The organism is Micromonospora sp. RTGN7, from assembly GCF_033804645.1.
Classification (GTDB): Bacteria; Actinomycetota; Actinomycetes; order Mycobacteriales; family Micromonosporaceae; genus Micromonospora.
Genome location: NZ_JAPZLF010000016.1, coordinates 70850 through 83935, shown reverse-complemented (window position 1 = coordinate 83935; position 13086 = coordinate 70850). Strand labels below are relative to the sequence as shown.

Sequence of the window (13086 nt, the reverse complement as noted above, 5' to 3'; positions counted from 1 at the left end):
GCGCGGGGCGTTTCGGCGGCTACAGGGTACGGGCCAGCCGGTCGGCGAGGATGCGGGTGAAGCGGGACGGGTCGGCCAACTCGCCGCCCTCGGCGAGCAACGCCATCCCGTACAGCAGCTCAGCGGTGTCGGTGAGCGCATCGGACCCGGCGGCGTCCTGCTCGTGGGCCTTGCGCAGCCCCTCGACCAGCGGGTGCCCCGGGTTGAGCTCCAGGATCCGCTTGACCTGCGGCACCTCGTGGCCCATCGCCCGGTACATCTTCTCCAGCGTCGGCGTGATGTCGTGGGCGTCGCCCACCACGCAGGCCGGCGAACTGGTCAGCCGGGTGGAGAGCCGCACCTCCTTGACGCTGCCGGAGAGCTTCTCGGTCATCCAGGTCAGCAGCTCGGCGTACTCCTGGCGCTGCTGCTCGCGGGCGGCCTCAGTCTCCTGCTTCTCCTCCTCGGTGTCCAGGTCGACCTGGCCCTTGGCGATGGAACGCAGCGGCTTGCCGTCGAACTGCCCGACCCGCTCCACCCAGACCTCGTCCACCGGGTCGGTGAGGATGAGCACCTCGTAGCCCTTGGCCCGGAACGCCTCGATGTGCGGCGAGTTCTCGATCATCGACCGGGAATCCCCGGTCATGTAGTAGATGTCGCCCTGGCCGTCCTTCATCCGCTCCACGTAGTCACGCAGGCCGGTCAGCTCCGCCGGGTCGTGGGTGGAGGCGACGGAGACGACGTCGAGGATCGCCTCGGTGTTGTCCGGGTCGTCGAGCAGGCCCTCCTTGAGCGCCGGGCCGAACTCCGCCCAGAAGGTGTGGTACTTCTCGGCCTCGTTGGCCTTCATCTCCTTGACGGTGGCGAGGATCTTCTTCACCAACCGGCGGCGGACCGCTTGGATCTGGCGGTCCTGCTGGAGGATCTCCCGGGAGATGTTCAACGACAGGTCGTGCGCGTCGACGACACCCTTGACGAAGCGCAGGTAGTTCGGCATCAGCGCGTCGCAGTCATCCATGATGAACACGCGCTTGACGTAGAGCTGCACCCCGCGACGGGCCTGCGGGGCGAACAGGTCGACCGGGGCGTGCGAGGGCAGGAAGAGCAGCGCCTCGTACTCGAAGGTGCCCTCGCCCTTCATGTGGATCGTCTCGAGAGGGTCGGCCCAGTCGTGGCTGACATGCTTGTAGAACTCGTTGTACTCGGCCTCGTCGACCTCGCTGCGCGGGCGGGCCCAGAGCGCCTTCATCGAGTTGAGGGTCTGCACCTCGCTGGTGGTCGCCCCGTCCTCGCCCGGGCGCTGCACCGTCATCCGGATCGGCCAGGCGATGAAGTCGGAGTACCGCTTGACGATCTCGCGGATCTTCCAGTCGGCGGCGTAGTCGTACAGGTGGTCGTCGCTGTCCTCCGGCTTGAGGTGGACGGTGACTGCCGTACCCTGCGGGGCATCGTCGATGGTCTCCACGACGTACGTGCCCTCGCCGGTGGACTCCCAGCGGGTGCCCTCGGCCTCCCCTGCGCGGCGGGACACCAGGGTCACCTTGTCGGCGACCATGAAGGTGGCGTAGAAACCGACCCCGAACTGCCCGATCAGGTCCGCGGACCCGGCCGCGTCCTTCGACTCGCGCAGCTTGGCCAGCAGCTCGGCCGTGCCGGACTTGGCGATGGTGCCGATCAGGCTGACGACGTCGTCGCGGGACATGCCGATGCCGTTGTCCCGGACGGTCAGGGTGCGCGCCTCGCGGTCGACCTCGATCTCGACGTGCAGGTCGGAGACGTCGGCCGTGAGATCCTTGTCGACCAGGGACTCCAGGCGCAGCTTGTCCAGCGCGTCGGAGGCGTTGGAGATGAGTTCGCGCAGGAAGACGTCCTTGTTCGAATAGATCGAATGGACCATCAGCTGGAGCAGCTGGCGCGCCTCCGCCTGGAATTCCAGCGTCTCGATCCGGTTGCTCACACCGACCCCCTTCAGTTATTCCGACCCTTCGCGCACAGGATACGAGTCGTCGCTACCGGTCGCGTCACCCGCCCGGCCCGGACAACCCCTCGATGCCAACTTATCGGTGCGGGTCGCGGGCCACTTGGGCGACGACTTCCCGGACGGCCGGGCGGTGGCGTAGCTCGGCCGGTGCCGTACGGTCGGCCTCGATCACCGTCCGACCGGCGTTGGCCGGATCGTCGGCCTGAAGGTAGGCGCGGGCGGCATCGAGCAGGTACGCGGCGCGGCGCCCAGGCAGCAGCCACCGCCAGGCGTCCCGCTGAGTCGTCTTCTCGTACCAGGCCACAGCGTCACGGGCTTCGCCCAGCTCAACGGCAGCCGCGACCCGGGTCAGGTCGACGCCGTCGCTCCGCCCCCCGGCGGCCGGCCGATCTGGGTCCCCCTACCTCGGCTACGAGTCCCCGAGCTCGTACCCCAGCTCCACGCTGCCCCCTCCCGGGCCTCTGGTGCGGCCCACTGCGAACAGCCTGCAATCGGTATCCGCCAAGACTCGCCCGATTTCCCCACCGGCTTGATATATTCCGTTATCGGAATATGATAGCTGCCGTGGCACGAGCAGCGACGACGTCGGACGCGTTCAACGCAATCGCCGAGCCGCAGCGCCGGGACATCCTGGCGCTGCTGCGGGCAGGTGAGTGGCCGGTGACCGACCTGGCTAAGGAGCTGGGGATGAGCCAGCCGCAGGCGTCCAAGCACCTGCGGGTGCTTCGGGAGGTGGGGCTGGTGCGGGTCCGCGGGGCGGGCAAGCAGCGCCTCTACGGCCTGGACGCCCACGGGCTGCGGCCGATCCACGAGTGGGTCGGCGGATTCGAGCGGTTCTGGAACGAGAGTTTCGACCGGCTGGACACCTATGTGCAGGACCTCAAGCAGACACAGCAGGAGGAATGACCGATGGCAGAGGCAAGGCAAGAAACACGGGCGGAGCCGGCGACGGCCGACCGGGAGATCGCGATCTCCCGGGTCATCGACGCCCCGCGGGAGTTGGTGTTCGAAGCATTCACCGAGGTCCGACACCTGTCGCGGTGGTGGGGTCCGGAGGGGTTCACCACCACCACGCGGTCCTTCGAGTTCCACGAAGACGGAGTCTGGGACTTCGTCATGCACGGACCGGACGGGACCGACTACTCCGAGTGGATCACCTGGACCGAGATCGTCCCACCGGAGCGGATCGCGCTGTTGCACGGTGAGTCCCGCGACGACCCGAACGCCTTCGAGTCGACCCTGACCTTCGCGCCGCACGGCACCGCGACCCGGATCGTGATGCGCACGGTCTTCCCCACCAAAGAACTGCGCGACCAGGCTGCGGAGGATTACCACGCGATCGAGGGCGGCGAGCAGACGCTGGGCAACCTGGCGGCCTACGTCGCCGAGATGACCCAAAAGAAGGATGGCCGCTGATGGCCGGGAAGGTGTTCTTCGGGTGACGCACCTGACCTACACCGTGCACTCACGGTAGCGCGCCACCACTCCACCCATAGCGACCCGAGCGCCCGCTTGAATCAACAGGCCACCACGGCCGACTGCCAATAGCAACCAAAGCTCGGAGAAGTCCCGTTAGGCAAGATTATCTTCTCTGATGGGGTGGAGTGGTGCCGCGTACGGTGATCGCTCGTGTCGGCATCGATGGGGTTTTTGTCGCAGGTGCCGCCCGCGTGGCATGCCGAGAACCCATTCACCCATCGGACGAGACGGGAGCGTCACCGTGAGTCAGCTCAAGAAAGGACAGGTAGTCCGCTAGGCGGGCGGATCCGGTGAGCATCGCTCGGCCGCGGGCCGTGATCCGCTCCCGCCACTGATCGATCGAGGCCGCCAGCGGGCCGGGCCCACCGGCGGAGTGAACCTGCTCGATCACGACCGCGATGCGATCCAGCAGGTAACCGCCGCGGCGCAGCAGATGGGCGAGTTCGGCGTCGCGCACGTCATCGGGTGAGTAGGTCCGCGCGGTCCGTGAACGGGCCGGGGCCAGAATGCCGGCGCGTTCCCATTTGCGCAGTGTGGCCGGGGTGACACCGAGCCGGTGGGCGAGGACACCGACCGAGACAGGCCCCTCCGGACCTGGTGTGGCCGGCGTGGAGGAAGCCAGCACTACAGCCGCCGCAGTGACCCGGTCCAGGGTCTCCCGGTCGCGTTGAAGCTGCACATGGGCGGTGTCGAGCACAGCCAAGGCTGACGGGAGGTCGCCGCAGAGGACCGATCTCATGATCTCACCGGCCGCGCGGTAACCGTATCCCGGAACAAGCGCGACGTACGCGTCCAGCGCGCCCGCATGGTCGTCGGTGTAGACCCGGTAACCGCTCGCCGTCCGCGCGGCCGGCGGGATCACCCCGGCCTGCTCGTAGTTGCGGACCGCCTGCGTGGACAGCCCGTGCGCCCGCGCCAGATCCACCGGCCGGTACACCACGTTTTGAGACTTCAACGGGCTCTTCCCCAGTTCGGCTCGGGACCAAGTTTCAACCGCTGGTTCAACGATACGGTTGAGGTCATGGCTTTCGACACCGAGTTGCAGTCCCTCATCTCCGCACGCCGGCCGCACCTACTCGCGATCGGTGAGCCCTACCACGGCGAGCTGGCGTTCCCTCGCCTGCGCAACCGGATCCTCGAGACACTCGCCGGGTACGGCTTCCGGTCGATCGCGATCGAGTCGGACCGGGCTGCCGGTCTCGCCATCGACGACTACGTGCAGGGCCGGCGCGACGACGTGGACTTGACCACCAGCATCAGTCACGGCTGGGGCACCCACCCCGCCAGCCGCGAACTGATCGACTGGCTGCGCGACCACAATGAAAAGCTGCCGCCCGGCGAGCACATCGCCTTCCACGGCTTCGACGCTCCAACCGAGATCACCGGCGCGCCCAGCCCCGGCCCAATCCTGCGTGAGCTGCGCGAATACCTCGGCGTACCGGCGCCCGACCTGGATCGCCTGGTCGGCGACGAGGGCCGCTGGACCGCGCAGGAAATCATGTTCGACGCGACGCGCTCTCCCGGCCGGTCACCAGATGCGGCCGCGCTGCGCGGCCTCGCCGAAGATTTCCGAACGCAGTTGTACGCCGACGCGCCCCGCCTCATCCGGGACACTTCCACGGAGTCCTGGAACCGAGCCCGGGTACTCGCCACCACGGCCATCGGCCTCCTCACCTACCACACCGCGATGGCCGAACCGGGCACTCAGTCGCAGCGGATCGGCCACCTGCTCGTGGTGCGCGACGCGCTGATGGCGCAGAATCTGCTCGACATCCTCGCGCACGAGCGGGACCGCGGGCCGATCCTGGTTTCCGCCAACAACGCCCACCTGCAACGGCACCCGAGCCGGTGGGCCACCCACTGGGATGGCCAGGACCTGGCAGCACAGTGGAACGGTGCCGGTTCGATCGTGTCGCCGTTGCTCGGGGACAGGTATGTGTACGTGGCCGGCAGCCTCGGGGCGAGCGGGCCGGTCGGCCTCGGGCAACCGGAGCCCGGAACCTACGAGGAGCGGCTCGGCCCGGAGACCGGGATCTTCCCACCTCCGGCCGGCAAAGATCTGCGCGAACGCGTGGTGGACCTGCTCGGGCACTCCCCGCTGGATGCGGGCACGATCGAGACCTGCGACGCGATCCTGCACATCGGCTCCGAGCCGGGAGCGGCCGACGCGGCCCGGATCACCGGCCTTCCCGGGGTGACTGAGACCCGGATCCAGCCGGGCTCCGAGATGCCGCCGTACACCTGGGGCGACCGGTTCTTCTTCGCCTGCGAGGATCGAAAGCTGCCGTTCGCCACAATCGTCCTGCACGACGTCCCGGGCTTCGACGAGCGGTGCCGCCTGTCCGAGCCCGGACGGTACCGGCTCAATATCGAGGTGGGGCGCGCCGAGTTCCGGAACCTGTTCGGCTACGGCCCGGAGGAGTCCGCCGCACACAGCGACGGGCTCGACTTCGCGGAGACGGACCGCTTGATGCCACATCCGGCCTACGCCGCGCAGGGTTGGGCGAGCGTGGTCAACCCGGGCCCAGCCACCGCGGACAAGGTGACGCGACTGGTGGCACAGGCACGTTCCCGCAGCGCCGATCGCGAGCACCGCAGGAGCCGGCGTCCGTAGTCGAGCTGCACCCGTGGGCCTCATGGATCCACATATGCCACGATCCGGGCACCTTCTCCCTGCTGGCGAAGGTTGCCTGCCGGGCGGCGCAGGTCAGCGGAGCGCGGGGACGGCCGGCGAGGCGAGCAGTTGATCAACGCGGTGCCGGCCGGGCCGCGACTGATGCCTTCGCGGTTTGCTACCGGTTCCGAGGGAAGACCGCAGCTCACACACAGCCGTTGGCAGGTGTGTGTGGCGGGGCCCCACCAAGAAGAACTTCTCCAAACGCCAGTCCTCAAAGGGCCAAATACACGGAATGTGTGGCCTTCGACGCACGTAATGGCCACGAATTCCGTGAATTTGCGCGCGGGCGTGGGCGGGTGCGGGCGTGGGCGGGGGGTGGGGGCGGGGGCGGGGGCGGGATGTTAGTGGGCGATGGTGTTCAGGGCGTGGGTGAAGTCGGCTAGTAGGTCCGCTGTGTCCTCGATGCCGGTGGAGACGCGCACCAGGCCCTCGCCGATGCCGGTTTCGGCTAGTTGGGCGGCGTCGACGATGCCGGCCCACATCGAGCGCGGGTGCACCACCAGAGTGCTGACGCTGCCCAGGCTGGCGGCGCGCTTGGCCAGCCGCAGTTCGGCCAGGAGGGTGGCCGCGGCGGGCCGGCCGCCGGCCAGGTCGAGGCTGAACACGCCGCCGTACCCGCTCATCTGCTTGGTGGCCAGGTCGTGCTGGGGGTGGCTGGCCAGACCCGGGTAGCGCACCCGGGCGACAGCCGGGTGTTCCTCCAGCGCCCGGGCCAGCGCGAGGGCGTTGTCGTTGTGCCGGGCCATCCGCAGCGGCAGCGTCCGGATGCCGCGCAGCAGCAGCCAGGCATCGATCGGGCCAAGCGTCGCCCCGGTGACGACGGAGGTCTGCCAGACCCGGTCGATCAGCTCGGCGGGGCCGACCACGACCCCGGCGGTGACGTCGGAGTGGCCGCCGAGGAATTTCGTGGCGCTGTGCCAGACCAGGTCCGCGCCGAAGGCCGCCGGGCGCTGGTTGACCGGGGTGGCGAAGGTGTTGTCCACGACGACGTACGCGCCGTGGGCGTGCGCCAGGTCGACCACGGCGGTCAGGTCGGTCAGCTCCAGCAGCGGGTTGCTGGGGGTCTCGGCCAGCACCAGCTTCGTCTGCGGGGTCAGCGCCCGGGCGAACGCGTCGATGTCGGTCTGGTCGACCTGGGTGCAGGTCACCCCGAAGCGGGTGAGCAGGCCGGTGGTCAGCGAGGTGGTGCCGCCGTACGTGCTGCGCTGCACGATGACGTGGTCCCCGGCGTTCAGCAGAGCCAACGCGATCGTGGTGATCGCCCCCATGCCGGAGGCGGTGACGAGGCCCGCCTCGACGCCCTCCAGCTCGGCCACCACGGCGGCGACCTGGGCGTGGTTGGGGTTGCCGTAGCGGGTGTAGAAGGCGTCCCCGCGGGTCTGCGTGGCGATCTCGGTGAACCGCTCGTCGGTCTCCGCGCTGAAGGTGGTGCTCTGCACGATCGGGGGCGAGACTGCGCCCGTGGGGCTCAGCCCGTCGTCGCCGTGGATCGCGGTCGTGCCGATGCCGGTCACGGGTGCTCCTTCGATTCGTCTGCCAAGGGTGGTCAGGGTACGACGACGACCGGGGCCGGGGCGGGCGCCGGATCGGCCCGGTCGGCGAGCATCCGCTGGGCGTCGCGCTGGTGTCGCAGCCGGGCGTCGTCGAGGTCGGCGACGGCCAGGCCGGCCGGGGTGCCGGCGTCGGCGAGGGGGCGGCCGTCGGGGCCGTACACGGCACTGTGGCCGGCGAACCGCCATCCGCCGTGCGCGCCGGCGAAGTTGGCGAAGACCACGTAGCTGGTGTTCTCCAGGGCGCGGGCCGGGAAGTAGACGCTACGGCGGTGGTCGGAGTCGCCGACGGTGAACGCGCCGGGCACCAGGTAGGCGTCCGCGCCGGCCAGCGCGAGGCCCCTGGCGTGCTCGGGGAAGCTGGCGTCGTAGCAGACGCCGAGGCCGAGCCGCCAGCCGCGCACCCGCACGAGCGTGTCGGTGGTGCCGGGAACGAACACCTGCCGCTCGTCGGCGTCGAGATGGCGCTTGTGGTACGTCGCGGCGACCGTGCCGTCGGGGCCGAGCACATGGGCGGCGACGGCCCAGCCGTCGGCCCGCCGGGCGCAGCCGCCGACCACGGCGGTCACCTGGTGCTCCCGGCAGGCCTGGCCCACCGTACGCAGGACCGGGTCGCCGGGGGCCACCTCGCACCGGGTCACGTCGGCAGTGAGCAACGGGTAGTCGTACCCGCAGAGCGACAGCTCGGGGAAGACGACCAGGCGTGCGCCCAGGTTCGCGGCTGCGGCGATGGCGGCGACGTGTGCGGCGGCGTTGCCGGCCAGGTCACCGCCGACCGCCTCGATCTGCGCCGCCGCGACCCGCAGCGGCTCCCGGAGCGGGGTGTCGCCCGTCGTCGTCACATCGCCTCCAGCCACCAGCGCAGCCCGAAGAAGACCACCAGCCCGGTCGTCCAAACAATCATGAACCGTTCGACGAAGAGGCCGGTCACCAGGGTAACCACCCCGGCCACCAGGTACGGGAGCGTGACGAGGGTGATCTCGACCCGGTTGTCGACCGGGGCGAGTACCGACGGCACCGCGATGGCGGCGAGCAGCGCGGGCGGCAGGTAGCCGAGGAACGTCTTCACGTCGGGGGGCAGTTCCCGGTCGCGGAAGACCAGCAGTGGCACGTACCGGGGGGGGCGAAGGTGGCCAGCCCCATGCCGAGGATGAGTAGCTGCATCGACATCGCGGTCACCTTCCGTCCACGTCGGCGGCGGCGTCGGCCACCCGTTCCCCGGGGCGCACCGGCTCACCGGGCCGCCCGCGCGGCACAGGGGGCGGCTGTGGCCCGGCTACTGGCTCCCCGGCGCCCGCCGTCACCTCCGGCACTGCCGGGTCCGGGTCGTCCGGCGGGTCGGCGGGCTTCGGCGGGAACCAGCGGCGTTCGATCCGCTCGCAGGCCATGCCGACGCAGGCGCCGCCGAGCGCGGCCACGATCAACCCCAGGTTGTACGGCAGCCCGAGGGTCAGCATGGCCAGCGCGCCGGCCGAGACGGCGGCGGACCAGATCTTCCAGCCGGCGAGGGCCCCGGCGAGCACGACCAGGAAGACCGCGGTCATCGGGAAGTCCAGGCCGTCGCGCAGCCACTCCGGCAGCAGGTGCCCGGCTACCATGCCGACGACCGTGGCGACCGCCCAGCTGGCCAGGCCGAGCGTCCCGCCGATCACCCCGAGGGGGAACGCGGAGATCAGGAACGGCACCATCGAGCGGGCCCCGGCGACGAACTCGCCGCGCGGCGTCGCCGGGCGCTCGGGGTCGCTGGTGGGTGTGCGGTCAGACATGGTTCTCCCCGGGGCGGCGGGCGAGCGGCGTGGCCGGGCCGGCGCCGCCGACGAGGGCGGCCACCGCCCCATCGCGGCCGTGGCGCCTTCGGACTCGGGCCGGCGGCTGCGGTGCTGCTCCCTGCCGTGTGGGCAGCGGAAACGGCGCGGCGAAGGGTCGGAAACGCGTCCGGGTCAGCTGCCCGTCAGCCCGTCGCCTGCCAACGGGATGACACCCCGCGCACCCCTCAGGCGGTGGACGCCGACTCGGTCGTGGCGGTGGCCTGCCACTCGTCGGCCAGCACCGACCAGACCTCGATGTCGATGCGCCCGCCACCCCTCGGGTACGACTGTCGCAGCACACCGTCGCGGCGCATGCCCAACCGCCGGGCCACGGCGATGCTGCGGACGTTGTCGGCGTTGGTGCGCCACTCCACCCGGTGGATACCCCGCTCCCCCACCGCCCAGTCGACGAGGACACCGACCGCCCGGGTGACCAGGCCACGCCCCTCAGCGCCCGGCTCCAGCCAGCAGCCCACCTCGCACACCCCGATCGCGGCGTCGAACGTCACGAACATGACCCCGCCGACCAGCACCCCGTCGCGCCAGATCCCCCAGATCCCGCCGGCGTCACGGGCCCACCGATCGGCGTAGCGTTCCAGCACCGCCCGGGCCGACGACAGGTCGGTGGCCACGAAGGACGGTCCCACCCACGGCGCGATGTGCTCCCGGGCTCGGTCCAGGTTGCACAGGAAATCCCCGGCCCGCCACGGCTCCAGCGGGCGCAGCTCGGCGTCGGCAGTCAGGGCACGGACGAACACCGAACCTCCGGGATTTGCGGGCGCGAGTCAGGGACCCGGGTAGCAGACCACACCCCGAGCCACTCCGGCCACCCCGGCCCACACCCCCGGTCCCGGACAGCAGCCCGGCGGGTGACACCCGGGTCAACCGCCGCTGGTGACGTAGGAGTGAACCCGCCGCAGGTGGCGCAGAGACCATTCGCCACGGGTGGCGGAGACCGACGGCAGGGGTCAGTCGCGCAGCAGGTCAGCGTGGGCGGCCCGGAGCCGTGCCAGGGCCGGGTCGCTGCCGGGGACGACCCGTCGATCGAGCTCGGCCCAGACCTCGGCGAGCGCGTCGGTCACCGCCCGCAGTTCGGCGGCGTGCCGCCGGCTGCTCTGCCGGTGCAGCTCGTCGAGGCGCCGAGCCCACCCGGCAGTCACCGTGGCGAGGCGGTCGGCGTCGGCCCGGGCCTGCGCCGCCGTGCGCGCTGCGGAGGCGGGCACGATCGCGGCGATCGGGCGGGGGTAGCCGTCGCGGGTGACCATCGTGACCGTGTCGGTCAGCTCGGCCATCGCGATGAGCTGGGTCAGTCGGGTGCGGGCCTCGCGCAGCGGCAGGGCACGCGGCGGGGTGGGCTCGTGGGCCAGGGCGGGGGCAGCCATGCGACCCATGCTGACGAATGGGTACGACAATAAATGTCCCCGACCATCCACGATGCCCGTCGCCGCAGGTCAGGATCTGGCACGCAGCATCCTGATCGGCGGTGCGGCACGTCGCGGTGACGACGGAGACGGTGCGTCCCGGCGTCCCGGTCGGTGACCGGCGACATCGAGTCCGGCGGTGCGTCCCGGCGTCAGAGTCGGACCGGCAGGGCCTGGAGGCTGCGGTTGAGCAGCGACGGCGCCCAGGTCAGCCGGGCGTCGGCGAGCGACAGGCGCGGCGCGGCGGCCAGCAGGTCGGTGAGCGCGGACCCGGCGACCAGGCGGGCCAGCGGTGCACCCAGGCAGAAGTGCGCACCCTGCCCGAAGCCCAGGTGCGGGTTGGGGTGCCGGCGCAGATCCAGCTCGTCGGGGTGGGGAAACCGGGCCGGGTCGCGGTTGGCGGCGGCGGTGACCAGGTAGAGCCGCTCCCCCGCGCGCAGCCGCTGGCCGCCCAGCTCGAAGTCGGCCTTCACCTGCCGGATGAGCATCTTCGACGGCCCGTCGAAGCGCAGTAGTTCCTCCACAGCGGTGGGCGCGAGCTCCGGCTCGGCGCGCAACAGGTCGAGCTGGTCGGGCCGGCGCAGCAGGTTCCACACCCCGACGGCGATGAGGTTGCTGGTGGTCTCCCCACCGGCGGACGCCAGGTGGGTGAGCATGGCGACGAACTCGTCCTCGCTGACGGAGTCGCCGACCAGGCCGCTGTCCAGCGCCGAGCTGATCAGGTCGGCGCGCGGGTCGTCCCGGCGGGCCCGGACCAGCCCGCGCAGATAGTCGAACAGGTCCAGCAGGGCGCGCTGGGAGCGTTCGTGCTCGTCCGGGGACCGCACCCCGCCCAGGGCAAGGTCGCCGACGTGGACAGCCCAGCGCTGGAACATCGCGGCGTCCTCGGCCGGCACGCCCATCCAGGCCGCCGCCACGGTGGCCGGCAGCGGCCGGGCGAAATCGACAACCAGGTCGGTGACGCCCCCTCCGGCGCCGGCCTGAGCGGTCAGCCGGGCCACCGCGTCGCGTACCATCGGCCGGTTTCGGCGGATCTGACTGGGGCCGAACGCGCCCCGGAACACGCTGCGCAGCCGGCGGTGCTCCGGCGGGTCGACGAAGACCATCCAACCGGCCATGACCTTGAACGCGCGGGCGGCCTCGGGGCTGAGCAGGTGCAGCGGCGTCTGCGCGAGCATGGGGCTGATCCGGTCGGCGGAGACGGCCGGCTCGGTGAGGCAGGCGGCCACCGGGTCGTACCCGGTCACCAGCCAGGCCCGGTGAACGGGGCTCCAGTACACCGGCGCGGCGGCCCGCAGCTCGGCCAGGTACGGGAACGGGTCGGCGAGGATCTCGTCGTCGATCAGGTAGCGGTCGGTGAGGGGTGCGGAGGTGCTCATGCCCTGCGCTCCATCAGCTCGGCGGCGACGGCGGCGACGGCCGCCACGTCCGGATCGGTGGCCATGCTCCGGTGGGTGCCGGGCAGGTGGTGGACGGTGAGCGCGGCCGGGAGCAGCTCCCGGCAGCGCCGTTCGTAGGCGGGCCAACTGTCGACGGTGCCGTCGACCCGCCAGGCCAGGGCGGCCATGCTGTCGCGGTGCCAGGCCCGCCCTCCAGCCGGCCGAGGAACCACACGCGGTGCCGAGTAAATGACGTAGCGTAGTCGGCCTCGACACGCTCATCCAACTTGCACAATATGGATCTCCCCAACGAGAAATGGTGGAAAATCGTCGGCTGAATGCGACATAAATCCCGCTCGGGCTCCGCCAACAACTGCACACTCACCGCCGGCGGAGTTAATCGCAGTCCGATCCGGGCAGGCAGGAAGGCCGACAAAAATCGCATGCGCGACCGATCCGGCAAAGGACGCCCCCTCACGAACAAGGGCCTCACCGGGGCGCGTCAAGGCACCCCAGTAGACGTTTCTGTCCGTGTTGAACGCCGACCAGAGACCTCCCCAAAATTCCCCCACACTTTTACCGGTCCCCAATTGAATGGCCGCTACAGTTCTCCCCGAAACTGTGCCGACCGGAAACCATTCTGCATCGCAGCGAGTGGTTGGTCAATCCACAACCTGTCAGCAACCCGACCGGGAGACGCTGGTTACCCAATGGTCAAAAGCGATGCCGAACACCATCTTGATCAAGGCTTGGAACGTTGCAGCAGCTAACGGCGCGGGCGACCCGGTCCAGCGGGGGGCCGACGTCCGGCC

General features: G+C 70.6%; 14 protein-coding genes. 3 read left to right on the top strand and 11 right to left on the bottom strand.

Annotation, left to right across the window (positions count from 1 at the left end; genetic code table 11):
- Positions 1–19: 19 nt before the first annotated feature.
- Together htpG and SNR22_RS21925 are read right to left on the bottom strand one after the other, a co-directional pair.
- Positions 20–1936 carry a molecular chaperone HtpG gene (htpG, locus tag SNR22_RS21930; protein ID WP_320068510.1) on the bottom strand — a complete coding sequence of 639 codons (1917 nt, stop codon included), beginning with the start codon at positions 1934–1936 and terminating at the stop codon, positions 20–22.
- 100 nt (positions 1937–2036) lie between these two features.
- Positions 2037–2264, bottom strand: coding sequence for a hypothetical protein (locus SNR22_RS21925; protein WP_320068509.1), 228 nt, complete (start codon positions 2262–2264; stop codon positions 2037–2039).
- A gap of 260 nt (positions 2265–2524) precedes the next feature.
- On the opposite strand from SNR22_RS21925, the gene SNR22_RS21920 reads away from it, so the two are divergent.
- Complete coding sequence (locus SNR22_RS21920) at positions 2525–2866, top strand: metalloregulator ArsR/SmtB family transcription factor (RefSeq protein WP_320068508.1); 342 nt, start codon at positions 2525–2527, stop codon at positions 2864–2866.
- A gap of 3 nt (positions 2867–2869) precedes the next feature.
- A complete protein-coding gene (locus SNR22_RS21915; protein ID WP_320068507.1) occupies positions 2870–3376 on the top strand; it encodes an SRPBCC family protein in 507 nt (168 codons plus the stop codon).
- A 274-nt stretch (positions 3377–3650) separates the two neighbouring features.
- Here SNR22_RS21915 and SNR22_RS21910 read toward each other — a convergent pair whose 3' ends face one another.
- Positions 3651–4376, bottom strand: coding sequence for a MerR family transcriptional regulator (locus tag SNR22_RS21910; RefSeq protein WP_320068570.1), 726 nt, complete (start codon positions 4374–4376; stop codon positions 3651–3653).
- Between the two features lie 84 nt (positions 4377–4460).
- On the opposite strand from SNR22_RS21910, the gene SNR22_RS21905 reads away from it, so the two are divergent.
- Positions 4461–6053, top strand: a complete 1593-nt coding sequence (locus SNR22_RS21905) for a DUF6194 family protein (protein WP_320068506.1) — start codon at positions 4461–4463, stop codon at positions 6051–6053.
- A gap of 404 nt (positions 6054–6457) precedes the next feature.
- Here the strand turns inward: SNR22_RS21905 and SNR22_RS21900 are convergent, their stop codons facing one another.
- From SNR22_RS21900 to SNR22_RS21865, 8 genes are all read right to left on the bottom strand, one after another.
- Entirely contained in the window at positions 6458–7630 is a 1173-nt protein-coding gene (locus SNR22_RS21900) for an aminotransferase class I/II-fold pyridoxal phosphate-dependent enzyme (RefSeq protein ID WP_320068505.1), read from the bottom strand.
- Between the two features lie 32 nt (positions 7631–7662).
- Positions 7663–8508, bottom strand: coding sequence for a carbon-nitrogen hydrolase family protein (locus SNR22_RS21895; RefSeq protein WP_320068504.1), 846 nt, complete (start codon positions 8506–8508; stop codon positions 7663–7665).
- Positions 8505–8777: an AzlD domain-containing protein gene (locus tag SNR22_RS21890; protein ID WP_320068503.1), complete on the bottom strand. Its 273-nt coding sequence runs from the start codon at positions 8775–8777 to the stop codon at positions 8505–8507. The genes SNR22_RS21895 and SNR22_RS21890 overlap by 4 nt, the downstream gene beginning before the upstream one ends.
- A 64-nt stretch (positions 8778–8841) precedes the next feature.
- Positions 8842–9432: a hypothetical protein gene (locus SNR22_RS21885; protein ID WP_320068502.1), complete on the bottom strand. Its 591-nt coding sequence runs from the start codon at positions 9430–9432 to the stop codon at positions 8842–8844.
- A 227-nt stretch (positions 9433–9659) separates the two neighbouring features.
- The gene (locus SNR22_RS21880) at positions 9660–10232 is read right to left on the bottom strand and encodes a GNAT family protein (RefSeq protein ID WP_320068501.1); all 573 of its coding nucleotides are present in this window, start codon (positions 10230–10232) and stop codon (positions 9660–9662) included.
- Positions 10233–10442: 210 nt separating this feature from the next.
- Positions 10443–10856: a type II toxin-antitoxin system Phd/YefM family antitoxin gene (locus SNR22_RS21875; protein ID WP_320068500.1), complete on the bottom strand. Its 414-nt coding sequence runs from the start codon at positions 10854–10856 to the stop codon at positions 10443–10445.
- 191 nt (positions 10857–11047) lie between these two features.
- The gene (locus SNR22_RS21870) at positions 11048–12274 is read right to left on the bottom strand and encodes a cytochrome P450 (RefSeq protein WP_320068499.1); all 1227 of its coding nucleotides are present in this window, start codon (positions 12272–12274) and stop codon (positions 11048–11050) included.
- Positions 12271–12462, bottom strand: coding sequence for a hypothetical protein (locus tag SNR22_RS21865; RefSeq protein WP_320068498.1), 192 nt, complete (start codon positions 12460–12462; stop codon positions 12271–12273). The genes SNR22_RS21870 and SNR22_RS21865 overlap by 4 nt, the downstream gene beginning before the upstream one ends.
- Positions 12463–13086 lie beyond the last annotated feature (624 nt).

What these genes read in the sequence shown, in the direction of transcription:
- SNR22_RS21915 (WP_320068507.1), top strand. Translation starts at nt 2,870, where the DNA reads ATGGCAGAGGCAAGGCAAGAAACACGGGCGGAGCCGGCGACGGCCGAC.
- SNR22_RS21905 (WP_320068506.1), top strand. Translation starts at nt 4,461, where the DNA reads ATGGCTTTCGACACCGAGTTGCAGTCCCTCATCTCCGCACGCCGGCCG.
- SNR22_RS21885 (WP_320068502.1), bottom strand. Translation starts at nt 9,432, where the DNA reads ATGTCTGACCGCACACCCACCAGCGACCCCGAGCGCCCGGCGACGCCG.
- SNR22_RS21875 (WP_320068500.1), bottom strand. Translation starts at nt 10,856, where the DNA reads ATGGCTGCCCCCGCCCTGGCCCACGAGCCCACCCCGCCGCGTGCCCTG.
- SNR22_RS21870 (WP_320068499.1), bottom strand. Translation starts at nt 12,274, where the DNA reads ATGAGCACCTCCGCACCCCTCACCGACCGCTACCTGATCGACGACGAG.
- SNR22_RS21865 (WP_320068498.1), bottom strand. Translation starts at nt 12,462, where the DNA reads ATGGCCGCCCTGGCCTGGCGGGTCGACGGCACCGTCGACAGTTGGCCC.